21 protein-coding genes and 1 pseudogene are annotated in these 24,045 nt (G+C 40.2%); 14 read left to right on the top strand and 8 right to left on the bottom strand.

Annotated features, from left to right (window positions below; genetic code table 11):
- Positions 1 to 14 precede the first annotated feature (14 nt).
- Together asd and Q0O89_RS07635 are read left to right on the top strand one after the other, a co-directional pair.
- On the top strand, positions 15 to 899 hold the full coding sequence (gene asd, locus Q0O89_RS07640; protein ID WP_293731109.1) for an archaetidylserine decarboxylase: 885 nt from the start codon (positions 15 to 17) through the stop codon (positions 897 to 899).
- Positions 900 to 921: 22 nt separating this feature from the next.
- On the top strand, positions 922 to 1,548 hold the full coding sequence (locus Q0O89_RS07635; protein ID WP_293731106.1) for an FKBP-type peptidyl-prolyl cis-trans isomerase: 627 nt from the start codon (positions 922 to 924) through the stop codon (positions 1,546 to 1,548).
- 170 nt (positions 1,549 to 1,718) lie between these two features.
- Here Q0O89_RS07635 and Q0O89_RS07630 read toward each other — a convergent pair.
- Positions 1,719 to 2,489 (bottom strand): annotated as a pseudogene (locus Q0O89_RS07630) (ISAs1 family transposase).
- Between the two features lie 345 nt (positions 2,490 to 2,834).
- Between Q0O89_RS07630 and Q0O89_RS07625 the strand changes: the two are divergent.
- Together Q0O89_RS07625 and Q0O89_RS07620 are read left to right on the top strand one after the other, a co-directional pair.
- Positions 2,835 to 3,428, top strand: coding sequence for a hypothetical protein (locus tag Q0O89_RS07625; protein ID WP_293731105.1), 594 nt, complete (start codon positions 2,835 to 2,837; stop codon positions 3,426 to 3,428).
- Between the two features lie 56 nt (positions 3,429 to 3,484).
- The gene (locus Q0O89_RS07620) at positions 3,485 to 3,637 is read left to right on the top strand and encodes a helix-turn-helix domain-containing protein (RefSeq protein WP_293731104.1); all 153 of its coding nucleotides are present in this window, start codon (positions 3,485 to 3,487) and stop codon (positions 3,635 to 3,637) included.
- A 176-nt stretch (positions 3,638 to 3,813) separates the two neighbouring features.
- Here Q0O89_RS07620 and bioB read toward each other — a convergent pair whose 3' ends face one another.
- Together bioB and proB are read right to left on the bottom strand one after the other, a co-directional pair.
- Positions 3,814 to 4,815, bottom strand: a complete 1,002-nt coding sequence (bioB, locus tag Q0O89_RS07615) for a biotin synthase BioB (protein WP_293731103.1) — start codon at positions 4,813 to 4,815, stop codon at positions 3,814 to 3,816.
- Positions 4,816 to 4,911: 96 nt separating this feature from the next.
- A complete protein-coding gene (gene proB / locus Q0O89_RS07610; RefSeq protein WP_293731102.1) occupies positions 4,912 to 6,018 on the bottom strand; it encodes a glutamate 5-kinase in 1,107 nt (368 codons plus the stop codon).
- A 137-nt stretch (positions 6,019 to 6,155) separates the two neighbouring features.
- Between proB and Q0O89_RS07605 the strand changes: the two genes are divergently transcribed.
- Genes Q0O89_RS07605 through folA form a run of 3 tightly spaced genes read left to right on the top strand, consistent with a single transcriptional unit; the run spans position 6,156 to position 7,925 of the window.
- Positions 6,156 to 6,944, top strand: a complete 789-nt coding sequence (locus Q0O89_RS07605; protein ID WP_135709109.1) for a threonine/serine exporter family protein — start codon at positions 6,156 to 6,158, stop codon at positions 6,942 to 6,944.
- Between the two features lies 1 nt (position 6,945).
- A complete protein-coding gene (locus tag Q0O89_RS07600; RefSeq protein WP_273405421.1) occupies positions 6,946 to 7,410 on the top strand; it encodes a threonine/serine exporter family protein in 465 nt (154 codons plus the stop codon).
- A gap of 20 nt (positions 7,411 to 7,430) precedes the next feature.
- The gene (gene folA / locus Q0O89_RS07595) at positions 7,431 to 7,925 is read left to right on the top strand and encodes a type 3 dihydrofolate reductase (protein WP_293731101.1); all 495 of its coding nucleotides are present in this window, start codon (positions 7,431 to 7,433) and stop codon (positions 7,923 to 7,925) included.
- A gap of 125 nt (positions 7,926 to 8,050) precedes the next feature.
- Here the strand turns inward: folA and Q0O89_RS07590 are convergent, their stop codons facing one another.
- Both Q0O89_RS07590 and Q0O89_RS07585 read right to left on the bottom strand, forming a co-directional pair.
- Positions 8,051 to 9,241 carry an ATP-binding protein gene (locus Q0O89_RS07590; RefSeq protein WP_135709106.1) on the bottom strand — a complete coding sequence of 397 codons (1,191 nt, stop codon included), beginning with the start codon at positions 9,239 to 9,241 and terminating at the stop codon, positions 8,051 to 8,053.
- A 194-nt stretch (positions 9,242 to 9,435) separates the two neighbouring features.
- Positions 9,436 to 10,152 (bottom strand): UTRA domain-containing protein, encoded by a 717-nt coding sequence (locus Q0O89_RS07585; RefSeq protein WP_273316915.1) that lies wholly within the window; start codon positions 10,150 to 10,152, stop codon positions 9,436 to 9,438.
- A 195-nt stretch (positions 10,153 to 10,347) separates the two neighbouring features.
- On the opposite strand from Q0O89_RS07585, the gene malQ reads away from it, so the two are divergent.
- The 4 genes from malQ to Q0O89_RS07565 are packed head-to-tail and all read left to right on the top strand — an operon-like array spanning position 10,348 to position 16,604.
- Positions 10,348 to 11,871, top strand: coding sequence for a 4-alpha-glucanotransferase (malQ, locus tag Q0O89_RS07580; protein WP_273316911.1), 1,524 nt, complete (start codon positions 10,348 to 10,350; stop codon positions 11,869 to 11,871).
- Positions 11,858 to 14,125, top strand: coding sequence for a glycogen/starch/alpha-glucan family phosphorylase (gene glgP / locus Q0O89_RS07575; RefSeq protein WP_293731100.1), 2,268 nt, complete (start codon positions 11,858 to 11,860; stop codon positions 14,123 to 14,125). Before malQ ends, glgP begins: the two co-directional genes overlap by 14 nt.
- Positions 14,126 to 14,134: 9 nt before the next feature.
- Positions 14,135 to 14,926, top strand: a complete 792-nt coding sequence (locus Q0O89_RS07570) for an endonuclease/exonuclease/phosphatase family protein (protein ID WP_135709102.1) — start codon at positions 14,135 to 14,137, stop codon at positions 14,924 to 14,926.
- 10 nt (positions 14,927 to 14,936) lie between these two features.
- Positions 14,937 to 16,604, top strand: a complete 1,668-nt coding sequence (locus tag Q0O89_RS07565) for a PTS transporter subunit IIBC (protein ID WP_293731099.1) — start codon at positions 14,937 to 14,939, stop codon at positions 16,602 to 16,604.
- A gap of 203 nt (positions 16,605 to 16,807) precedes the next feature.
- Here Q0O89_RS07565 and Q0O89_RS07560 read toward each other — a convergent pair whose 3' ends face one another.
- Both Q0O89_RS07560 and rsuA read right to left on the bottom strand, forming a co-directional pair.
- Positions 16,808 to 18,019: a Bcr/CflA family multidrug efflux MFS transporter gene (locus tag Q0O89_RS07560; protein ID WP_293731098.1), complete on the bottom strand. Its 1,212-nt coding sequence runs from the start codon at positions 18,017 to 18,019 to the stop codon at positions 16,808 to 16,810.
- Positions 18,016 to 18,711 (bottom strand): 16S rRNA pseudouridine(516) synthase RsuA, encoded by a 696-nt coding sequence (gene rsuA / locus Q0O89_RS07555; protein ID WP_293731097.1) that lies wholly within the window; start codon positions 18,709 to 18,711, stop codon positions 18,016 to 18,018. The genes Q0O89_RS07560 and rsuA overlap by 4 nt, the downstream gene beginning before the upstream one ends.
- Before the next feature lie 276 nt (positions 18,712 to 18,987).
- On the opposite strand from rsuA, the gene Q0O89_RS07550 reads away from it, so the two are divergent.
- Positions 18,988 to 21,255, top strand: coding sequence for an NADP-dependent malic enzyme (locus Q0O89_RS07550; protein ID WP_293731108.1), 2,268 nt, complete (start codon positions 18,988 to 18,990; stop codon positions 21,253 to 21,255).
- Between the two features lie 49 nt (positions 21,256 to 21,304).
- Here Q0O89_RS07550 and bcp read toward each other — a convergent pair whose 3' ends face one another.
- On the bottom strand, positions 21,305 to 21,772 hold the full coding sequence (bcp, locus tag Q0O89_RS07545; protein WP_293731107.1) for a thioredoxin-dependent thiol peroxidase: 468 nt from the start codon (positions 21,770 to 21,772) through the stop codon (positions 21,305 to 21,307).
- A 121-nt stretch (positions 21,773 to 21,893) separates the two neighbouring features.
- On the opposite strand from bcp, the gene dapA reads away from it, so the two are divergent.
- Entirely contained in the window at positions 21,894 to 22,790 is an 897-nt protein-coding gene (gene dapA, locus Q0O89_RS07540; protein WP_293731096.1) for a 4-hydroxy-tetrahydrodipicolinate synthase, read from the top strand.
- A gap of 120 nt (positions 22,791 to 22,910) precedes the next feature.
- On the top strand, positions 22,911 to 23,915 hold the full coding sequence (gene bamC / locus Q0O89_RS07535; RefSeq protein ID WP_293731095.1) for an outer membrane protein assembly factor BamC: 1,005 nt from the start codon (positions 22,911 to 22,913) through the stop codon (positions 23,913 to 23,915).
- The last annotated feature ends 130 nt before the right edge of the window (positions 23,916 to 24,045 follow it).

Genomic DNA, 24,045 nt, shown 5'->3' with positions numbered 1-24,045 from the left:
TAGGGCTCTTTTCGATGAATCTATTAGAAAAAACGCTTAATTTAACCTATTGGCAGCGCGTAAAAATCGCCTTTCAATATGTGATGCCACAAAAATACCTGACCCAAGGTGCAGGTTGGCTTGCCAAGCAGAAATGGGGAGTCATCACGCATTTCATCATCAAACTTTTCGCTAAAAAATATGACATTAACATGTCAGAAGCGGCAAAAGAAAACTTCAGCGATTACGCGACCTTTAACGAATTTTTTATTCGTCAATTAAAAGAAGGTGCACGCAAAATTGATGAAAATCCTACCGCACTTTGTTTGCCGGCGGACGGTAAAATCAGCCAATGTGGTGAAATTTCAGATGAAACTTTGTTACAAGCCAAAGGTCACGCATTCAGCTTGCGTGATTTATTAGCCGGCGATGAAGAATTAACCGCAGACTTTAAAAATGGGACATTTGCCACCACTTATTTATCGCCACGGGATTATCATCGTGTGCATATGCCTTGCGATGCTACATTGCGTAAGATGATTTATGTACCGGGGGATTTATTTTCCGTTAATCCATTTTTAAACGAACACGTCCCTAATCTCTTAGCACGTAACGAACGTGTTATTTGCGTATTTGATACAGAATTTGGCAAAATGATTCAAATTTTAGTCGGAGCAACTATCACCGCAAGCATTAGTACCATTTGGGCTGGGGTAATTAATCCACCGCGTCCTAATGAAATTAAAACATGGGATTATGCGGATGACGCCATCCAATTAACCAAAGGTCAAGAAATGGGCGCGTTCCAACTTGGCTCAACGGTGATTAACTTATTCCAAGCTAATCAGGTTAAACTGGCTGAACACCTTGATGTGGACGCTGTTACCCGTGTTGGCGAAGTATTAGCCTATAAAAAATAACTCACAAAAAAGGAAAAAAAACATGTCAATTTTTGATTCAGTAAAATTAGAAACTACAGGTGAAAAAGGCGGCTATGGTGTTGGTCTGCAAATTGGTCAACAGCTTGCTGACAGCGGTTTAAAAGTTTCAGCTGAAGCGGTTGCTAAAGGGATTTATGATGTATTAAATCAAAATCCGCCTGCACTTGAATTAAGCGAAGTGAGCACCGCGTTGCAACAGTTACAACAAGAAGCGCAAGAAGCCGCACAGGCACAATTCAAAGCCATTGAAGAAGAAGGTCGTGCATTCTTAGTAGAAAACGCGAAAAAAGACGGCGTAAACGTCACAGAATCAGGCTTACAATATGAAGTGTTAGTGGAAGGTAACGGTGCAAAACCAACTCGTTCCGACAGTGTTCGTGTACATTACACGGGAACATTAACCAACGGTACAACATTTGATAGCTCAGTGGCTCGTGGTGTCCCTGCAGAGTTCCCTGTAAGTGGTGTTATCGCCGGTTGGACGGAAGCATTACAATTAATGCCGGTGGGTTCAAAATGGCGTTTAACCATTCCACACAACCTGGCTTACGGTGAGCGCGGTGCAGGTGCTTCAATTCCACCGTTTAGCGTGTTAGTGTTTGAAGTGGAATTGTTAGATATTCTTTAATATCCGGAAACAACAAAGTGCGGTCGATTTGACCGCACTTCAACGCCTTAGCAAACTCACTTCTCAGACTTTCTGCCAAAGATAAGTTTGGCATCGTTCTAAAGCAAAATAAATATTTCGATTTTTTATACTTAAACCAGGGCAACCGCATATATTGTACATTTTTCAACCTACACGCCGAGCAACAGCTCATCTCGAAATTCATCTGACCAACCGGCAGCGGTCAATTTCCCTTTCATACTCTGCTTTTTCGGGTGTAATCGTGCCAAATTCAACGCTAATCGACGCAAAATTGCCAGATTTTCCGCACCCCATTCATCGGTCACAGCACATTCGTCTTCTTTATAGACCACATCTAGCACCCAATGGGCTTTGTTTTCCACTTCCCAATGCCCTCGCACGCACTTCGCCAACATTTGAACATCAACACCCAAACTACTGATATAAAAGACTTTTTCTTGCGATTCTTTGTCATTATCTCACCTCTTGCGACACACCTCCAACACCGATTTTATCCCCTTCCATTCCTCCGCTTTGCTCAGCCAATCACTCACTTTCAGCTTACGGTAGTAACGCTCATCAATTCGACTACGTTCCGCATTTACCTCCCTAAACGTCTCAAACATTTCGGGGCAATCTCGGCTGATTTTGTGAAAATACACCTCCACTTCCGACTGAAATTGACGGTGGTTTTTCTTCAACGGCATCACATAATCCCCTCTCTTTTCGATGATTTTCTCTGCAATTTTCTTCTGTGTATTCATCGCATCCACCGTTACAACGGCATTTTTTAAGCAAAAACTGTCGATAATTTCCATCACCGCCTGCTGCTCATTTTGCTTACCCGAGGATTTTTTCTGCGACAAAATCAAACCACGAGACCGGCTCCACACCGTCACACTGTGCAAAGCACTTTGGGTTTCTGGATTGAAACTTGATATGGATAATTAAGGTATTAGATCATAAATTTGAGAAAGATGCGATCTTGCCCTGAGTTGATTGCCTTTGAGACTTATACTGACGACATTTGGCAAATTTATTACCTATTTCATTTGCTCGGCTACTTTGATGAACGAGAAAAGAAATCTAGATACCACAGACATTCACGGCTCGAAATGTAAGTAATGTTTGAACTATTCCAAATTTCCTATTTATGAAAAATGTGAATGAGAACACATAGTTAAAATTTGATTGTTTTTTGATCTCATTATCTGTGTTATAAAGATGACAGCATCTTTTCTGTAGCCTTGTGCTCGGGAGATAAAAAGTGATAGTGAGATTTTGCGATGAGCCATAGCATTTGTAATAAGTTAAAACAGCATTTTAGCAAGCATCCTTGTTGTTGCATTGCTCTACTTATCCCTTTTATACCCTATATTTTATGGGTATCTTTTTTCTATGACATGATTTTAGCAGAAATCATTACTCCTTACCGTTGTGATATGTGGAAAGGCAAAGAAGTAGAAGTTTTTTTAACACCCGAAGAATGGAGAAAGTTATCAGGCGTTAATGAGTCACTCAAAGGTACTGAATGGGTATATTATCCTACGATTGAAGGTGAGCCAGAAAAAGATCCTTTTTTTATAAGAAATCAAGGTCTATATCAACCAATCATGTATTTTAATGAACATAGACATTATTTATCTTCCATTAACAATAAGTATCCTAATTTGAATATATATGTATATATATATCCAAAAACAATCTTCGGACATGATACATATATACTCTATGATCAAAAGATCAAAAAAATCATTCTACAATATCATTTAATTGGAGGATATTTTAATAATCCTTTTTCCGGTTTATCTGAGAGCTTTGATTGTAATGAAAATGCTATCTCAAATGGTTTAGAATTTATAAAAAGTTATTTAAGATAACTATCGAGGTATAATTATGTCTAATAATAATTTAGCGTTATTAGCTGCTGCAGCATATGGAGAATTTCTCTCAAGCGGTGTTTGCGAATTACCTTAATATCAGTGCTAAATTAGTTTCTGAATGGGAACGTGGTGTAAAGAAACCAAGTGGTACAGCATTGAAATTACTGACACTAGTCCAAAATAAAGGGATTGAGGTTATTGCTTAGTCTTTATATATAAATGCCTTAGTATGATCAGGCGGTGCGTTTACATTCTTGCGTCAACTCATCATAGCCCAAGTGAATGTAAACGATGTCATTAGGGGAAATGTAATGTTTGGGTTGTGCAAATGCTCTAAAGTGCGGTCAATTTGACCGCGCTTTTGTATTTAAGAATGGTACACCTACTCCGTCACTGCCAATGGATATAAATTTAATTTTTCCATTAGGGCTCTGTCATGATCTTGCTCAGGATTTTCTGTGGTAAGCAATTTATCCCCATAGAAAATAGAATTTGCACCAGCCATAAAACATAAGGCTTGCATGGCTTCCGGCATATCCGTGCGTCCTGCAGAAAGGCGGACATAGCTTTGAGGCATGGTAATGCGCGCAACGGCAATAGTTCGAACAAATTCTGTCCAATCCAGTTCTTCCGCTTCCGCCAACGGCGTATTTTCTACTTTCACGAGTTGATTAATCGGCACGCTTTCAGGTTGTGGGCTTAGATTTGCTAAACTCGCAATAAAAGCCGCGCGTTCAGCTCTTGTTTCATTCATTCCCACAATGCCGCCACAACAAATTTTCAAACCGACTTCTCGCACTTTGCCTAAAGTATCCATTCGATCATCATGAGAGCGCGTGTGAATAATTTGATTGTAACGTTCAGGAGCAGTGTCTAAATTATGGTTATAATAATCCAACCCAGCTTCTTTCAAGTCCTCCGCCATGCCTTCTTCAAGCATCCCAAAGGTACCACAAGTTTCAAGCCCTTGATCTTTGACGGCTTTGATAATGTTAGAAAGTAATGCCATATCCTTTGGTTTTGGCCCACGCCATGCTGCCCCCATACAAAAACGACTTGCACCACGTGCTTTAGCAATTTTGGCTTTTTCGACAATATAATCTACATCTAATATCGCTTGTTTTTGCACGCCTGTATCATGACGTGCTGATTGGGGACAATAATCACATTCTTCAGGACAGCCCCCTGTTTTAATCGAAAGCAAGGTGGAAAGTTGAATTTCATTGGGATTAAAATTCTCACGATGCACCTGTGCGGCCTTAAAGACTAAATCCATAAAAGGCATATTAAATAATTCTTCAACTTGGCATTTTCGCCAATACTGCACTGTGGCATGAGGCGTTAATTCATCTTTTGCTTTCAAGTGCAAATGATAGTGGGTCATAAAACTTTCCTTTATAAATATTAAGGGAGGGCATTATATCCGTGCCATCACCTATTTTAAATTTAGATATTCACTCATCTGATGTCATTTTAGCGATTATCTCACAATCATATCATCTCGATGCACTGCCACAGAGCCATATTCATACCCTAATAGACTTTCAATTTCAGTAGATTTTTTACCTTTAATTTGCATTAATGCATCGCTATTATAACGCGGCATACCTAGCGCAATTTCTTTTCCGCTTTGAGTGCGGATTTTAACGACTTCGCCGCGAGAGAAACGCCCCTCTACCGCAACAATCCCGGCGGGCAATAAAGATTTATGCTGAATTAACACCGCACTTTCAGCTCCATCATCAATCACCACAACGCCGGCAGCAGGCGCAGCAAATAACCATTGTTTACGGCTTTCTAAGGGATCGGTTTGGGCGGTAAATTTAGTTCCAATAGCTTGACCATATGCTAAATCTACAATCACATTCGGTTGGTTTCCCGGTGCAATAATAGTTTCCACGCCTGAACGCGTGGCAACATCGGCAGCAGTGATTTTTGTGAACATACCGCCTGTCCCTAAATGGGTACCGCTACCGCCTGCAATAGAACGAATATGATCGGTAATTTGTTCAACCACAGGAATCAGTTTGGCATCAGGATTTTTACGTGGATCACTGTCAAACAAGCCCTGTTGATCCGTGAGCAAATAAAGTTGATCCGCTTGTACTAAAATAGCCGCTAACGCAGACAAATTATCGTTATCGCCCACTTTAATTTCCGCCGTTGCCACCGCGTCATTTTCGTTAATCACCGGAATAATGCGGTTATCCAACAACGCGTGCAAGGTATCTCTGGCATTAAGAAAACGCTCGCGATCTTCAATATCCGCGCGCGTTAACAAAATTTGCCCAATGCGAATATCATAAATATCAAATAAACTTTCCCACGTTTGAATTAGCTGGCTTTGTCCCACGGCGGCGAGCATTTGTTTAGACGCGATGGTTGGCGGTAATTGTGGATGTCCTAAATAATCGCGCCCCGCTGCCATTGCCCCTGAAGTTACGATTACCACACGAAAACCCGCATTGTGTAACTCTGTGATTTGCTTCACGATAGAAACCATATGAGCACGATTTAATTTTGGCGTTCCTTGCGTTAAGGTGCTGGTGCCAAATTTCACTACAATCGTTTTTTGCATATTTTTCATAAAATATTGACCTAAATTAAAAAATTTTAAATAAATTAGCACTAAACTCAGCAAAAATCACGAAAAATCTGACCGCACTTTGTACTGCCATTAAATAGGCATATAATGCCAAACAGTACAAATTTGGGAGAGACAAAATGACAGAAAGTTTATTGGTCGCCAGCCCCGAACAACGGGAAGTCACGCGCCTGTGTGTACAGGTTGCTACATTACAACTACAACATGGTTTAGAAAGCGCGCAAGTAGCGCAAATGACCATACGGCTCGGGATTGCCTTGGGCATGGACAGCGTAGAATGTGCGCTAACGCCAAATGCGGTTATTGTCACCACACGCATTAAAGGGCATTGCCTAACCACATCCCGCAATGTGTCCGACAAAGGGTTAAATATGCACGTGATCACGGAAGTGCAACATATTATCATTGCGGCGGAACATCATATTTATGACACGCAATTGGTACGCCAAAAGTTAGAAAATATTAAACCCTTTAAATATAATCGCTGGCTTGTGGTCTTTATGATTGGGTTATCCTGCGCGTGCTTTGCCCATTTATCCGGTGGCGATTGGATCATTTTTGCCATGACCTTTATCGCTTCCGCCATTGGGATGTTTATCCGTCAAGAATTTATCCATCGCCATTTTAATCCATTAATTGTCTTCGCCATTACCGCCTTTGTTGCCACGTTAATTTCAGGGCTTGCGCTCAAATTCAATTTAGGCAACCAGCCACAAATCGCGCTCGCTTCCAGTGTATTATTGCTGGTACCGGGATTTCCACTGGTCAATTCCTTAGCGGATATGCTGAAAGGTTATCTCAATATGGGCATTGCGCGCTGGACGCTTGCCACCATTCTTACCTTTGGGGCTTGCATGGGCATTGTATTCGCTCTCAATCTACTGAATATTTCACAATGGGGAAACTAAAATGGAGCTATTTCTCATTCTGTTGGACGATATGTTTTTCGCCGCAATCCCAGCCGTAGGCTTCGCCTTAATTTTTAACGTCCCCCCACGCGCCTTAATTTACTGCGCGATTCTCGGGGCGGTTGGGCATAGTTTTCGCACCGCTTTGCTACACTTCGGCACATCCCTTGTTCTCGCCACATTCTTAGCCTCCGCCTTGGTGGGCTTTATCGGCGTTCAAATTGCACAACGTTATTTGGCTCATCCCAAAGTTTTTACCGTTGCCGCCATTATTCCCATGATCCCGGGGATTTACGCCTATAAAGCAATGATTGCGGTCGTACAAATTAACTATTACGGTTCATCTCTTGAATTATTCCAACAAATGATGGATAATTTTGTCAAAACCGCTTTTTTACTGGGGGCATTAGTATTTGGACTTGCGTTGCCGCGTCTGTTATTCTATCGCCAAAAACCGGTCGTATAACCACATAAAAAAGGATTCTTATGACATTCAGCTTAATTGTCGCCACAACCCTCAACAACGTCATTGGCAAAGACAACCAAATGCCTTGGCATTTGCCTGCCGATTTAGCTTGGTTTCGCCAAAACACCACCGGAAAACCGGTCATTATGGGGCGAAAAACCTTTGAAAGTATTGGTCGCCCGTTACCGAAACGCATTAACATTGTGCTATCACGCAAACCTTTTGAACACAATGGTGTGATTTGGAAAGACAGCCTTGAAAGTGCGGTGGATTTAGTGAAAGATTCAGAAGAAATCTTACTTCTCGGCGGTGGCGAATTATTCAAACAATATTTGCCACAAGCAGATAAATTATATCTCACCCAAATTCAAGCCGAAATCGAAGGCGACACCTTTTTCCCCGCTTTAAATTGGGATGAATGGCAAATCGAATACGAAGCATATCGCCCCGCCGATGAAAACAACGCCTATGATCTGCGATTTTTGATTTTGGTGAGAAAAAATAACCTAGGGTGAGTGGTGCTGCACCTTAAAAGTTAAACTAAACAACCAACTAGTTAAGGTGCAGATTTTTATCAATGAGTTGCAAAGTGGGGATAGGGTCAAACCGTGCTAGGTAGGATTGAATAGCCATTTATCCCCTATTCCAACAACCAATCCACAATATATTTCACTTGCACGCCATCAATTTCGTTTTGATCGTAATATCTGCCTGTGATCAGAATTTTTTTGTAGTTATCTTTAATATGTAACAAATTATCCGTTTCGTGGGTATTATCTGGGATTTCATATGCCACTTGCACATACAAAATTTCATCGGCTTTGCGAGCAATAAAGTCAATTTCTTTGCTGTCTAATTTACCCACATCAACCGTATAGCCACGGCGTAGCAGTTCGATAGACACAATATTTTCTAAGCGGTTAGCGTAATTTGCCCCTTTTTTACCAATGGCGTGCCGTCTTAAACCATTATCTACAATAAAATATTTCGCATTGGTTTTTAAATAGCCTTTGCCACGAATATCATATTGTTTCGCTTTATAAAATAAGAAGGCATTTTCTAATAAATCCAAATACTTACTGATAGTATGGTTAGAAGTGGGCACTCGTTCGGATGTGAGTGTATTACTGATTTTTGTCGGATTGACCAATTGCCCCACATTATCGGCTAAAAATAAAATGACACTTTTTAATATATGCGTATCTTTTACCCCTGCTCGATGTGCAATGTCATTCAATACAATGGAATCAAAAATGCCTGAAAGAATGGTGTCTTTTAGCGGTTCCGCTGACATCACAATGCTTGGGAAACCGCCGTATTGTTCATATTCCTGATATAACTTATCTACCATTCGAGAATGACTCTCCACATTTTTAGCAAGCAAAAACTCTTTGAAAGAGAGTGGATAAAGCTTAATTTCAACATATCGCCCACTGAGCAAGGTAGCCAACTCTCCCGAAAGTAAATTAGCGTTTGAACCCGTAATTACAATATCCGCATTAAAACTCACTCGAATTGCATTGATGATTTTCTGCCAGCCTTCCACAAATTGGATTTCATCAATCAGAAAGTAAATTTTATTTTGAGAATCAGGCAGTTTTTCTTGAATCAACAATTGGAAATCGTCAGCATTTTTGACCCCTTGATATTCAAAACCTTCAAGATTGAGATAAATAATATTTTCAGGGGCAATGCCTTGATTTTGTAGATAATCACGATACTGCATCAGCAATACCGATTTTCCAGAGCGGCGAACGCCTGTAATCACTTTGATAAAGTCTGTATCTTTAAATTGAATGAGTTCTTGTAGATAGTTTTCACGCAAAATCATAAGATCACCTAATTGGAAGTAAATCTCCTGTTTTTATAAATTATACATAAATTGGAAATAAACTTCCAATTGTTTAAATAATTCATAAAAATGGAAATTGACTTCCAATTCTATGAGATTTATCGCTGTAATAAATGAGCGATGCCACCCTTAATAATCTTTTGGAAACTTATACGGATAAGTTCATATCAACCCTACTCTACGTGCCGTTTTGCCGTGGATGCAAAGGTGATTTTATCGGGGCGGTAGCTGATGCTGCCGTATTGGAACAGGCTTCCATCGGCTAAATAGGTGGTGCTGGTGACATTGACCACCATCTCATATTCCCCTAAATCCATAGTGTTTTTCTCTTCGTCATTGGCATAGCGGAAGCTGATTTCACGCTGTGAATGGCTGATTTTCAAGCCTAATTCACTTTCTAAATAATGATAAATTGAATGCTCGGCAATATCGCGGCTGATAAAAGGCACAATGCGGCGGTCGAAATAAGAAATTTCGTATTCCACATTTTCGCCGTTAATGGCACGCGTACGACCTATACGATAAAAATCAATCTGATCATTTACGTTAAAGATGCGCATCAATTCCGGCTCACCTTGCACAATATACAAACTCGTGAGTGTCGTTTTTACTTGATGGGTTAAACCGCGGTTTAATTCCCCTACGGTTTTGATTTCCGAAAGCATTTGCGGTTTGGTTAGATCTCTCGCTAACACAATGGAATTTCGACCTTGTTGCTTTTGAATATAACCATCCATTTCCAATAAAAACAATGCCTTGCGGATGGTATCTTTGGAAAAACCATATTCTTGCATCAATTCGCCTTCGCTGGCTAATTCTTGATTTGCGCCTAAAATACCGCTGCGAATTTTATTTTTGATATCGTTATAAACTTTCTTATATTTGCTCATTTCCTACCCATTCCCTTTGCTCATTTTTTAATTCCTTGACGCATAGAATAACATAAATTTCACAACTTATACGTAAATTTTTGTGATCTACGTCATATTTTTACGATTAAATTTCATCTTTTACGTAAAAGTTGTTGCAGAAAGGAAAATTTAGGTTTAAATTAGCCACGTTTTTTACTTTATAAAGGCAATGTTATGTTTACTCGGTCAAGCGGTGTTTTAATGCACATCACTTCATTACCAAACCCTTATGGTATTGGTTCTTTCGGGCAATCTGCGTACGATTTCGTGGATTTTTTAGTGGAAACAAAGCAAACTTATTGGCAAATCTTACCATTAACCACCACAAGCTATGGAGATTCCCCTTACCAATCTTTTTCTGCCGTTGCCGGCAACACGCACTTAATTGATTTTGATTTATTAGCCAAACAAGGTCTGTTGAAAGCGGAAGATTACGTGAATGTTAATTTTGGTGATGACCCTGCCAAAATTGATTATGAACGTATTTTTTACGCTCGCCGTCCTATATTAGAAAGTGCGGTTAAAAATTTCGTTAAAAATGCAGCATACCAAGCGGATTATAAAAACTTCGAGAAAAATAACCGCACTTGGTTAGACGATTATGCGGAATTTATGGCGATTAAAGAGCATTTTGACAATAAAGCCATTCAAGAATGGGATGATAAAAAAGCCGTTGCTCGCGATGAGAAAACCCTTGAAAAATATCGTGCAATGCTGGCAGATACCATCCAATACTTCAAAGTCACCCAATACTTTTTCTTCCAACAATGGTTGGCATTAAAGGCTTATGCGAACCAACGCAATATTCAAATTATTGGCGATATGCCGATTTATGTGGCGGCGGATAGCGTAGAAGTTTGGACAAAACCGGAACTTTTCCAATTAGACGCAACACGTAAACCGCTTTTTGTAGCAGGCGTACCGGCGGATCAATTTAGCGAAACAGGACAACTTTGGGGCAATCCGCTTTATGATTGGGCGGAGCATAAAAAACAAGGTTATAGCTGGTGGATTCATCGTATTGAAGAGAGCTTTAAAATTTATGATGTATTGCGAATCGACCATTTCAAAGGTTTCTCTGATTACTGGCAAGTGGATGGTGATGCGATTGTGGCAAAAGACGGAAGCTGGCAGCCGGGTCCGGGCTATGCGTTGTTTGAAGCGGTGAAACAGCAATTAGGCGATTTACCGATTATTGCGGAAGATTTAGGCAATATTGATGATAAAGCCAGAAAACTCTTATCTGACTGTGGCTATCCCGGTATGAAAATTCTGCAGTTTGGCTTTGAAGATGTCACAGGCGAAAGCTTCGATAGCCCACATTACAACATTCCACATTCCATTACTTACATCGGCACACATGATAACGATGTGTTGAATGGTTGGTATGCGGATTTAAATGCGGAGCAACAGCAATACATCAACGATTATACCCATCGTGGTGAAAAGGAATCACTCAGCCAAGCAATGATTCGCCAACTGTTTGCCACCGTGAGCAATACGGCAATTGTCACCATGCAAGATCTCTTGGATTTGCCAAAGAGCTCAAGAATGAACATGCCGTCTACCATTGGCGGTAATTGGGAATGGCGTATGCTGGAAAGCGATTTAACCCAAGATAAAAAAGATTTCTTAACTCAAATGACTTCGTTATATCAACGAAAAAATAAACAAGGAACTCAAAATGACACAATTTAATTCTTTTGTAAAAAATAATACGAACAAAACCTTAGCAGAATTAAGCGATAAAGAAGTTTATGTTCAATTATTAAACTTCGTAAAAGAAATTGCCGCAAACAAAGCAAAAAATAACGGTAAACGTAAAGTTTATTATATTTCTGCCGAGTTTTTGATTGGTAAATTATTATCGAATAACTTAATCAATTTAGGCTTATATGAAGAAATTAAAAATGAATTAGCGGAAGCGGGCAAATCATTAAGCCATATTGAAGATATTGAACCTGAACCTTCTTTAGGTAATGGCGGGTTAGGTCGTTTAGCTTCTTGTTTTATTGATTCAATGTCAACCCTTGGTTTAAACGCAGAAGGTGTGGGGTTAAATTATCACTGTGGTTTATTTAAACAAGTATTCAAACGCAATGAACAACACACAGAAGCAAACTTCTGGATTGAACAAGATGCTTGGTTAATTCCAACAGAGATTAGCTATGAAGTGCCGTTTAAAAACTTCACCTTAAAATCAAAATTAGATCGTATTGATATTTTAGGTTACCAAAAAGACACTAAAAACTATTTAAATTTATTTGATATTAAAGGGTTAAATTATAATTTAATCAAAGAAGGGATTGAGTTCGATGAAACTAAAATCGAAGAGAACTTAACTCTATTCCTTTACCCGGATGATTCAACTAAAAACGGTGAATTATTACGTATTTATCAACAATACTTCATGGTGTCGAATGCGGCACAATTATTGATTGATGAAGCGATTGAGCGCAGTAGTAATTTACATGATTTGGCGGATTACGCGTACGTTCAAATTAACGATACTCACCCATCAATGGTCATCCCTGAGTTAATCCGTTTATTAACGGAAAAACACGGTATTAAATTTGAAGAAGCGGTAGATATCGTTCGCAATATGGTCGGTTACACCAACCACACCATTCTTGCGGAAGCCCTTGAAAAATGGCCACTTGCTTATTTAGATGAAGTTGTACCGCACTTAGTGGTTGTCATTAAACAATTAGATCAATTAGTACGTGCTAAATACAGCAATCCGGCAGTACAAATCATTGATGAGCAAGATCGTGTACATATGGCGCATATGGATATTCACTTCTCAAATGCGGTGAATGGCGTAGCGGCATTGCATACTGAAATTTTGAAAAACTCAGAATTAAAAGCTTTTTACGAAATTTATCCTGAGAAATTTAATAATAAAACCAATGGGATTACATTCCGCCGTTGGTTAGAATTCGCTAACCAACCATTAGCCGCTTACATTAAAGAATTAATCGGTAATGGTTATTTACAAGATGCAACGCAATTAGAAAAATTGTTAGCATTTAAAGATGACAAAAAAGTCTATCAAAAATTAGCGGAAATTAAATTCCAAAATAAATTGGCGTTAAAAACATACCTGAAAGAAAATAAAGGTATTGAGTTAGACGAAAATTCAATTATTGATACGCAAATTAAACGTTTCCATGAATATAAACGTCAACAAATGAATGCACTTTATGTGATTCATAAATACCTTGAAATTAAAGCGGGTAAATTACCAAAACGTAAAATTACGGTCATTTTTGGTGGTAAAGCAGCACCGGCTTATATTATTGCACAAGATATTATTCACTTAATTCTTTGTTTATCTGAATTGATCAACAATGATCCTGAAGTTAATCAATATTTAAATGTGCATTTAGTGGAAAACTATAATGTGAGCGTGGCAGAAAAACTTATTCCTGCAACGGATATTTCTGAGCAAATTTCACTTGCTTCAAAAGAAGCTTCGGGTACCGGTAATATGAAATTTATGCTCAACGGTGCCTTAACGCTTGGCACAATGGATGGCGCGAACGTAGAAATTGCCGAGCTTGCCGGTGCGGAAAATATTTATACTTTCGGTAAAGATGCTGATCACATCATCAAACTTTACGAAACTGCAGGTTATGTGTCAAAAGACTACTACACCAACGATAAAAACATCAAAAGAGCGGTGGATTTTATCCTAGATCCTGCGTTGGTCAAATTGGGTAATCAAACGCGCTTAGAGCGTCTTTACAATGAGTTATTGAATAAAGACTGGTTTATGACCTTGATTGATTTCAATGATTATGTAGAGACAAAAGAGCAAATCTTGGCAGATTACGAAGACCAAGATAGTTGGAACAAAAAAGTGATTTGCAACATTGCGAAAGCAGGTTTCTTCTCTTCAGACCGCACTATCGCGCAATATAATGCAGATATTTGGCATTGTGAGGGCTAAGGGGGAAAAATGAAATTACTCACCCTCAATGTACACGCTTGGTTGGAGGACAACCAAGCGGATAAAATCCAAACACTGGCTCAAACCATTGTGGAAAAGGGCTACGATGTGATTGCTTTGCAAGAAGTCAATCAATTAATGTCTGCCCCTGCTCTTTCCGCTAGCTTAAAAGAAGATAATTATGGCGTAATTTTATTACGCCAAATTAACCAACAGGTTGAGCAAAAATATTCGCTGTTTTGGAGCAACTCACACATTGGCTACGATAAATATGATGAAGGAATCGCCTTTTTAACGCGCTTACCGGTATACGATGTGGATCCGTTTTATTGCAGCCAACACCAACGTTTAGATTCCATTCTTTCCCGCAAAATCTTAGGGTTAACGGTGGAATATCAAGGACAGTTGGTGGAATGTTATTCCTGCCATATTAATCTTCCTGATTGCAAAGAAGAAAATCAGCTTGAAAATATTCGCAATATTGTTGAGCGCACATCAAACCATCATCTCAAAATTCTAATGGGGGATTTTAATACGGACGCCATCACCAATCCGCAAGCCTATGAAAACATTAAATCCCTTGGATTAATTGATACTTACGATCTTGCAGAACAAAAAGATTCGGGGATTACAGTAGAAAAAGCCATTGATGGTTGGCGTGACCATAGCGAAGAGAAGCGATTAGATTACATTTTTTTAAATCAAGCAAAACGCGTTTTATCAAGCCAAGTGATTTTCAATGGCAAAAATAAAGCGGTGGTTTCCGACCATTTTGGTGTGGAAGTCGATCTCATTTTCTAGGAGTACAAACATGAAAAAACTACTGAGTTTTGAATTCTGGCAAAAATTTGGTAAATGCCTGATGGTGGTTATTGCCGTAATGCCTGCCGCGGGTTTAATGGTAAGTATCGGTAATTCATTGCCGTTACTCAGTGATGCCGAATGGGTGCTACGTCTCGGCAATATTATCGCCCAAATCGGTTGGGGGATTATCGGTAATCTTCATCTTTTATTTGCCCTTGCTATTGGCGGTAGCTGGGCGAATGAACGTGCCGGCGGTGCTTTTGCAGCAGGTCTTGCGTTTATCTTAATCAACTTGATCACAGGTAACTTCTTTGGCGTGAAGCTTGATATGCTTAGCGATCCAAATGCGCACGTTAGTACACTGTTAGCGGGCGATATTCCTGTAGCAAACTACTTTGTGAATGTACTCGGACAACCTGCCTTAAATATGGGGGTGTTTGTGGGGATTATTGCCGGTTTTGTGGGCGCAACAACGTTCAACAAATACTACAATTTCCGCAAATTACCTGAAGTACTCACGTTCTTTAACGGTAAACGTTTCGTGCCTTTCGTGGTGATTTATCGTTCTGTGATTGTGGCGTTAATTTTGTCTATTTTCTGGCCGTTGGTACAAACAGGGATTAACCACTTTGGTCAATGGATTGCGAATTCACAAAATACCGCGCCAATTCTTGCGCCATTTATTTACGGTACATTAGAGCGTTTATTGTTACCTTTTGGCTTACACCATATGCTCACCATTCCAATGAACTACACCTCATTGGGCGGTACTTACACCTTCTTAACAGGCGCACATCAAGGTACGCAAGTATTTGGTCAAGACCCATTATGGCTGGCTTGGATCAGTGACTTAATTAACCTTAAAGATGCGGGAAGCCTAGACCAATACAACAACTTGCTTTCAACGGTAACACCGGCGCGCTTCAAAGTGGGTCAAATGATTGGCTCAAGTGGTATCTTAATGGGCTTAACCTTAGCCATGTATATCAACGTAGATGCAGATAAGAAAAATATCTACAAAGGGATCTTCCTTTCCTCTGCTCTTGCGGTGTTCTTAACCGGCGTAACCGAGCCAATTGAATATATGTTTATGTTCGTGGCACTTCCGCTTTACATTGTTTATGCCTTAATGCAAGGTGCTGCATTTGCGATGGCGGATATTGTGGATTTACGTGTACATTCATTCGGGAATATCGAGTTTTTAACCCGTACACCAATGTCGATAAAAGCGGGAATTGGCATGGATGTGATTAACTTTATTTGGGTCTCTATCCTTTTCGCCGTGGTGATGTTCTTTATCGCTAACTTTATGATTAAGAAATTCAATCTCGCCACAGCCGGTCGTAACGGCAACTACGATGCGAAAAATGCCGATGATAACAGCTCAAGCAACGAGCCAACCGTTGCTAACGCAAGCACACAAGTGGTACAAATCGTGAATTTACTGGGCGGACGCAACAATATCGCCGATGTGGATGCCTGTATGACACGTTTACGTATCACCGTTCACAATGCGGAACTCGTGGGCGATGAAGCCGGTTGGAAACAAGCCGGAGCCATGGGCTTAATCATCAAAGGTACAGGTATCCAAGCTATCTACGGGCCAAAAGCCGATGTATTGAAATCTGACATTCAAGATTTACTATCATCAGGTGTAGAAATCCCGAAAAGCTAGATAACGAAGATATATTGGAGCAAAATATTTTTGCCCCAACTACTGATAAATAACCTAGCACGAGCCGTGCTAGGTTCATTAATCCCAGCCCCGCCGGGACTGAAAAAAGAGCCGCAACGCGGCTCAGATTCAATAATCCTATACGGCTCATATAATCTGGTAATCAGGGCAAAAAATGTTTTGCCCTACAGCTCTCAACCGTTCTATTGATTAATCGTCCGATAAGTCAAGAAATAATAACAACATACCGCACCTAGCGAACAAGCGCTCATGGTATAAAGCATTGGTGCCGCGCTATCCATTTTCATTAGTGCCACAAGGGATCCTACCGTTGCACCAAGGGCAAAGCGTACGCTACCTGCCACAGAATTGGCTGTGCCTGCCATAGTCGGGAATTTTTCCAAAATCGATGCCATGGCGTTAGATGAAATCAACGAGTTTTGACCTACGAAAAACGCCACACCGATTGCCATGCTCCAAAAACCGAGATCCAAAAGTGCGGTTAAAATGAGCCAAATTGCAGAAATAAACTGAATAGATAAGCCAATTTGCATCATTCGTTCTGCACCGATTTTACGCACAAAACGCCCATTCATTATGGAACCGAAGGTCATAATGCCGATGTTCAACATAAAGAAGAAACCAAAATTTTCAGGTGCAACGCCATAAAGCCCAATATACACAATAGAGCCTGAGGTAATAAAGGCAAACAAACCGCCAAAGCCTAAGCCCGATGAAAACATATAACCCAACACTTCTTTTTGTTTCCATAGGGTCGCGAAGTTACGAATGATCACGCTCAAACGTAAAGGAATTCGATGCTCTTTTTGATGGGTTTCAGGAATAATGAAGGACACTAGGGATAAGCTCAATAACCCCATAAAACCAATCACATAAAAAATCATATGCCAATGCCAGTATTTAATAATCTGTCCACCGATAATCGGCGCAAGCAACGGTGCCACCATAAAGACCAAGGTAATCATTGACATCATCCGCGACAGTTCATTTTTATCAAACAAATCTCGCAACAACGCCCCCACCAACACCACAGGGGCAGCCCCAAAGAAACCTTGTATAAAACGAAGTGCGGTGAAATTTTCGATAGAATTAATCTGCGTCAAAATTAACGCCACCGTTGCCCCCACGCTCACGCCGAGCAAAATAATGGGTTTTCGCCCAAAACTATCGCCAACCGGCCCCCAAAATAACTGCCCAGCCGCCATGCCATAGCTAAAAAAAGTGAGGGTGAATTGCACTTGCTCAGGGGTAATCCCTAAATCTTTTGCAATATATAAAAATGACGGCAAATACATATCAATTCCCAAAGGCGGTAACATCGATAAAATCCCTAGGGTAACCACAAAGATCGTACTTGCTTTATATTCAGGTTTTAAATTCACATTATTACTCATAGAAAACTCGCTATTTCTTCTTCCGTTAAAGGGCGAAATTCCCCTTCTTCTAGTTGTTCATCCAGCACCACATTTCCCACACGCCAGCGATGCAACGCCACCACTTTATTCCCCAAGGCGGCAAACATCCGTTTCACTTGATGATAACGCCCTTCGCTAATCGTCAAATTTACATTGTAATCATCTAAAATCTCTAATTTTGCGGGTTTGGTGGGTTCTTTTTCGCCGCGTAGTAAAATCCCTTGCTCACAAGCTGTTTGATAATGGTTTTCCACAGGATCCGCAAGAGTCACTAAATAGGTTTTCTCACAATGATGTTTTGGGGAAGTAATACGATGTGACCACTGGCCATCATCGGTCAACAACACCAATCCCGTCGTATCCGCATCTAAACGTCCTGCGGTATGTAATCGACTTGTTAAGGGATAATCAAAAAAGTGGTAAACCGTCGGATAGTCACCATCATCATGTGAGCAAACGCAATTTTGAGGCTTATTCAGCATAAAATATTGATTCCCCACCACCCACTCAAGCGGTTCGCCATCAAAGATAATTTCATCCGTGGGCGAAACCTTTACCGCCCCCGACTTTTCAATTTTGCCATTAATTTCCACCGCACCTTGCCGCAATACTTTTGCAGCTTGCGAGCGCGTTAAACCTGTTTGTTCTGCTAAAAATTTATCTAAACGCATGGATATTGAATTCTTTCTTATATAATGAATGAGCGTTCATTTTACCCTATTTCCAAGGAAACATAAGTGCGGTCAGGAAAAAATTTATTTTGTGTCGCATTTGTAAATTTTTTGTGAAAATTTGAAGTAGATCAGAGAATTCAAACTTTTTAGGCGTATAATAGGGTCTGTTTATCTTTCAATAAAAAGCTGCAGCGGAGCTTATTATTGAAAGATAAACAGACCCTAGACAAATTTGAAAAGAACATTCATAACAACTGCAACAGGAGATGCAACATTATGTCCGATTTACGTCAAGCTGCTTTAGATTTTCACGAATTCCCAAAACCGGGGAAAATTGAAGTGACCCCAACCAAATCATTAGCCACCCAACGCGACCTTGCGTTAGCTTATTCCCCGGGTGTGGCGGAACCTTGTTTAGAAATTCAAGCGGATCCTGCAAAAGCCTATCGTTACACCGCGCGCGGTAACTTAGTAGCGGTGATTTCAAATGGTTCAGCCGTATTAGGTTTAGGAAACATTGGAGCTTTAGCCGGAAAACCTGTGATGGAAGGGAAAGGGGTTTTATTTAAAAAATTTGCTGGCGTAGATGTCTTCGATATTGAAATCGATGAAAAAGATCCTGAAAAATTTGTTGAAATCGTTGCCGCGTTAGAACCTACTTTTGGCGGTATCAACTTAGAAGATATTAAAGCACCGGAATGTTTCTACATTGAACAAAAATTACGCGAACGCATGAATATTCCTGTGTTCCATGATGACCAACACGGCACGGCAATTATCAGCTCAGCCGCCGTATTAAACGGTTTACGCATTATTGGCAAAAAAATCGATGAAGTAAAATTAGTTGCTTCAGGTGCAGGGGCTGCCTCAATCGCTTGCTTGAATTTATTAGTATCATTGGGTATGAAACGTGAAAATATCACAGTTTGCGATTCCAAAGGCGTCATTTATGAAGGTCGCGATGATAAAATGGATGCGACCAAAAAACTGTATGCACAAAAAGACACTGGCGCACGCTCGTTAGCTGATGCCATTCCCAATGCAGATATTTTCTTAGGTTGCTCCGCGGCAGGCGCATTAACCCAAGATATGGTGAAAACCATGGGACCAAATCCATTAATTTTGGCATTGGCAAATCCAAATCCTGAAATTACTCCACCTGAAGCCAAAGCCGTACGCCCTGATGCCATTGTTTGTACAGGTCGTTCGGACTTCCCGAACCAAGTGAACAACGTACTTTGTTTCCCATTTATTTTCCGCGGCGCGTTAGATGTTGGCGCAACAAGTATTAACGAAGAAATGAAAATGGCAGCGGTTCGCGCTATTGCTGACTTAGCACTTGAAGAACAAAACGAAGTGGTGACTTCAGCTTATGGCGGAGGTGAAGTATCATTTGGCCCTGAATACATTATTCCAAAACCATTCGACCCACGTTTAATCGTACGTATTGCACCTGCGGTTGCTAAAGCGGCAATGGATAGCGGTGTTGCAACGCGTCCTATCACGGACTGGAATGCCTACATCGAAAAATTAACGCAATTTGTGTACAAAACCAGCTTGTTTATGAAACCGGTTTTCGACCAAGCCAAAGCGAACAAAAAACGCGTGTTATTAACAGACGGTGAAGAATCTCGCGTATTGTATGCCGTGCAAGAAATTGTCACGCAAGGCATTGCCTTCCCTGTGTTAGTAGGACGTATCGCCGTCATTGAAGAACAAATCAAAAAACTAGGCTTAAAACTTGAAAACGGTAAAGATTTTGAAATTCTCAATACAGACAATGAAAAAATCTATAACGAATGTTGGTCGCTTTATCACGCGAAACAAAAACGTCATGGTGTGACGGAAGCCATGGCAAAACGCCGCATGTTAACCAACTCCATTGCGATTGGTTCTGCCTTATTAGAATTAGGCTATGCGGATGCCATGGTGGGCGGTCTTGTAGGCACTTATGCGGCGAATCTTGCGGTAGTTAAAGAGATTATTGGCGTGCAAGATAATGTTAAAGTGCCGGCAGCGGTAAATGGTTTAGTGATGCAAAGTGGTAATTTGTTTATTACAGATACCTTTGTAAACCAAGATCCAACCGCGGAAGAATTGGCGGAAATTACGTTAATGGCAGCAGAAGAAGTGCGCCGTTTCGGGATTGAACCACAAGTCGCCTTAATCTCCCATTCAAACTACGGTACATTAAATACCCCAAGCGCGGTTAAAATGCGTCAAGTTTTAGATCTTGTGCGCGAACAGGATCCAACGCTTGCCATTGACGGTGAAATGCATGCCAATACGGCATTATTGCCAAAAGTACGCGAAGAATTAATGCCTGATAGTCCATTAAAGGGTGTGGCAAACTTGCTTGTGATGCCAAATATGGAAACGGCACGTATTAGCTTAAATATTCTTCAAGGTACTGCAGAACCTATTACTATTGGACCAATCTTAATGGGAATGAAAAAACCGGCGCATATTATTACTTCTGCTTCATCAGTTCGCCGTATTATCAATATGGTGGCGTTAGCGGCAGTAAAAGCGCAAGGTTAAGACTAATAAAAAAGGAAGTTGGTAAGTTTATCACCAACTTCCCTATTTACTATTTATTCTTCAAATAATCCAACACCACATTTGCATGTTCACCTGTTTTGAATTTATCAAAAACCTGTTCAATCACGCCATTTTCATCGATCAAAAAACTAATGCGATGAACGCCATCATACACACGCCCCATAAATTTCTTTTCACCCCACACCCCAAATTGTTCAGCGACTTGATGTGTTTCATCAGAAAGTAACGTAAAATTCAGGGCTTTTTTCTCTTCAAAATTAGCGAGTTTTTGAGGTGCATCAGGGCTAATCCCCACCACCACCGTATTCAATGCTTCCAATTCTGCTTTCACATCTCGCAAACCACAGGCCTGTGTAGTACAACCCGGCGTGAGGGCTTTAGGATAAAAGTAAACTAACACTTTTTTCCCTTTAAAATCAGAGAGCGAAATCATTTCATTGTGTTGATTTAATAATGAAAAGTGCGGTGCATTTTGACCTTGTTTTAATGGATTGATCATAAAAATTTCCTATTTTTTGACTTAAATCGCAAAAAGCGAAAAAAACACTTGCAAAGCGTCCATATTTTAGCAATCCTTAACGCTAATTCATACAATAAAAAGACACTAGGAGTTTTTTATGTCAGCAACACAACCTTTATTCTACGGAAGTATTACCGCAATGATTACACCAATGGATATCCACGGTGAAGTTGATTACGAAGAATTACGTAAATTAGTGGAATTCCATATTGAATCAGGCACAAATGCCATTGTTGCTGTAGGGACAACAGGAGAGTCCGCTACATTAAGTATTGATGAAAATGTGAAGGTTATCTTGAAAACCGTAGAATTTGCTGCAGGTAGAATTCCTGTTATCGCAGGAACTGGTGCCAATGCCACTAGTGAAGCCATTACGATGACAAAACAGCTACAAGGCAGTGGTGTTGCAGGTTGTTTAAGTGTTGTCCCTTATTACAACAAGCCAACCCAAGAAGGTATGTATCAACATTTCAAAGCTATCGCAGAATGCACAGATTTACCACAAATTCTTTATAACGTACCCGGTCGTACAGGTTCAGACATGAAACCTGAAACTGTAGGTCGTTTAGCCAAAATTAAAAATATTGTTGGTATTAAAGAAGCCACAGGCGATGTAAGCCGCGTTAAAGCAATTAAAGAATTAGCCGGTGAAGATTTTATTTTCTTGAGTGGCGATGACGCAACAGGTTTAGAAAGTATGAAATTAGGTGGTCAAGGTGTCATTTCCGTCACCAATAACCTTGCTGCCGCAGATATGGCGAAAATGTGTCAATTTGCTTTAGAAGGCAACTTTGCTGAAGCAGATAAAATCAATGCCCGCTTAAATGCCTTACATCATGATTTATTCGTTGAAGCCAACCCAATTCCGGTGAAATGGGCAGCTTATCGCTTAGGTTTAATCAAAGCACCTGTATTGCGTTTGCCATTAACCACCTTAAGCGAAGGGGCACAACCTAAAGTAGAAGCAGCATTAAAAACCGCCGGCTTAATTTAAGTTTATTTAATCGATTAGAAGTCCACGTCCATGCGTGGACTTTGTTGTATTTATCACGTAAACTTTGCTATGAATTTATTGTCTGACAATATACAAAATTTTAGCTTAAAGGGATAAATTATGAAAAAATTGGCCATTGCCATTGCAGTCTTAGCAACCTTAACCGCTTGTTCAAGTCCGGAAAGTCGCCGTTTAGCCAATGACAGCTATGCTAAACACGCTGCTGACATTACAGAATTCACCACCTTAGACACAGCCGGTTTAACCATTATTGGTGCGAATAACACTTTCCAATTACCAACTAAAGACATTAAAAAAGGCGAAGCACTCGATATTCGCCCACCATCAGTACCTATGGCAATTATCACTAATTCAATTGCACAATTTGATGGCGAACGCGCATCTATCGTTTATCCAAATTCACGCCAAGATGTTTACAATATTCAACAAGTTCAACGTTTGTTAACGGAAAAAAATATTACGTTCACCGCCAATGACAAACAAATTCAAACAGATTGGGCAAACGTAGAACGTAATGACGAAGGTGGCAACACTCAAGTTCGTTACATCATTGAAGAAATTCATGCCAAAGATGCAAATGCATTAGTAGTAGCAGTATCCGACATGAAGCGTGATGATATCGTGACAATACCAAGCACTAAAGCTAAAGAGCTTTATGCATCAGATTTATTAAATCATTTAGTTGGTGAGCTTAATGCAGCTTATCGCACACAGCAACAAGACACTGCATTACCTGAACCGACAGGCCCTATTCAAGCTGCCATCGTCAACGATGCTAACGGTCATCTTGCTTTAGGATTATCCTCAAATTTCAACCAATCTTGGACAAAATTAGGTGAGATATTGCCACAACTTGGCTTTGAAATTAAAGAAGAAACCGTAGGACGCGGTTATCGCCTGTTAAAATATAAAGCCATTGACGCCACAGAATGGGCGCGTTTCGGCACCTCACAGCCAGAGCTAGAAAATGGCGAATACAGTATGCAATTAAGCGCATACGGCAACCAAAGTGCAGTGGTTATTTCAAATGAAGACAAAGAAGCCCTTTCAGGCGAACAAGCACAAGCAGTTTATCAAGCCTTGCTTAATTTAATGACAAAATAAGCCAAAATCTAACACAATGCCCACGGAATAGTGGGCTTTTGTATTTCTATCATCATTCATAACAATCTCTGTTATTAAGGAACAGCACATGAACAAAAATAAATTCCGCGTGATTTTCAACCGCACTTTG

Origin of the sequence: uncultured Actinobacillus sp. (assembly GCF_945915845.1) — a bacterium.
Classification (GTDB): Bacteria; Pseudomonadota; Gammaproteobacteria; order Enterobacterales; family Pasteurellaceae; genus Exercitatus.
Note: the sequence above shows the minus strand (reverse complement) of the source record. Positions and strands in the feature narration are given on the sequence as shown.

Bases quoted from the DNA above. Each gene is read 5' to 3' on its own strand.
- Q0O89_RS07620 (WP_293731104.1), top strand. From the start codon at position 3,485: ATGGAGAATTTCTCTCAAGCGGTGTTTGCGAATTACCTTAATATCAGT.
- rsuA (WP_293731097.1), bottom strand. From the start codon at position 18,711: ATGCGTTTAGATAAATTTTTAGCAGAACAAACAGGTTTAACGCGCTCG.
- proB (WP_293731102.1), bottom strand. From the start codon at position 6,018: ATGAAAAATATGCAAAAAACGATTGTAGTGAAATTTGGCACCAGCACC.
- Q0O89_RS07570 (WP_135709102.1), top strand. From the start codon at position 14,135: ATGAAATTACTCACCCTCAATGTACACGCTTGGTTGGAGGACAACCAA.
- Q0O89_RS07565 (WP_293731099.1), top strand. From the start codon at position 14,937: ATGAAAAAACTACTGAGTTTTGAATTCTGGCAAAAATTTGGTAAATGC.
- bamC (WP_293731095.1), top strand. From the start codon at position 22,911: ATGAAAAAATTGGCCATTGCCATTGCAGTCTTAGCAACCTTAACCGCT.
- Q0O89_RS07625 (WP_293731105.1), top strand. From the start codon at position 2,835: ATGAGCCATAGCATTTGTAATAAGTTAAAACAGCATTTTAGCAAGCAT.
- Q0O89_RS07560 (WP_293731098.1), bottom strand. From the start codon at position 18,019: ATGAGTAATAATGTGAATTTAAAACCTGAATATAAAGCAAGTACGATC.
- Q0O89_RS07585 (WP_273316915.1), bottom strand. From the start codon at position 10,152: ATGAGCAAATATAAGAAAGTTTATAACGATATCAAAAATAAAATTCGC.
- bioB (WP_293731103.1), bottom strand. From the start codon at position 4,815: ATGACCCACTATCATTTGCACTTGAAAGCAAAAGATGAATTAACGCCT.
- asd (WP_293731109.1), top strand. From the start codon at position 15: ATGAATCTATTAGAAAAAACGCTTAATTTAACCTATTGGCAGCGCGTA.
- Q0O89_RS07605 (WP_135709109.1), top strand. From the start codon at position 6,156: ATGACAGAAAGTTTATTGGTCGCCAGCCCCGAACAACGGGAAGTCACG.
- folA (WP_293731101.1), top strand. From the start codon at position 7,431: ATGACATTCAGCTTAATTGTCGCCACAACCCTCAACAACGTCATTGGC.
- dapA (WP_293731096.1), top strand. From the start codon at position 21,894: ATGTCAGCAACACAACCTTTATTCTACGGAAGTATTACCGCAATGATT.
- malQ (WP_273316911.1), top strand. From the start codon at position 10,348: ATGTTTACTCGGTCAAGCGGTGTTTTAATGCACATCACTTCATTACCA.
- Q0O89_RS07600 (WP_273405421.1), top strand. From the start codon at position 6,946: ATGGAGCTATTTCTCATTCTGTTGGACGATATGTTTTTCGCCGCAATC.
- Q0O89_RS07590 (WP_135709106.1), bottom strand. From the start codon at position 9,241: ATGATTTTGCGTGAAAACTATCTACAAGAACTCATTCAATTTAAAGAT.
- glgP (WP_293731100.1), top strand. From the start codon at position 11,858: ATGACACAATTTAATTCTTTTGTAAAAAATAATACGAACAAAACCTTA.
- Q0O89_RS07635 (WP_293731106.1), top strand. From the start codon at position 922: ATGTCAATTTTTGATTCAGTAAAATTAGAAACTACAGGTGAAAAAGGC.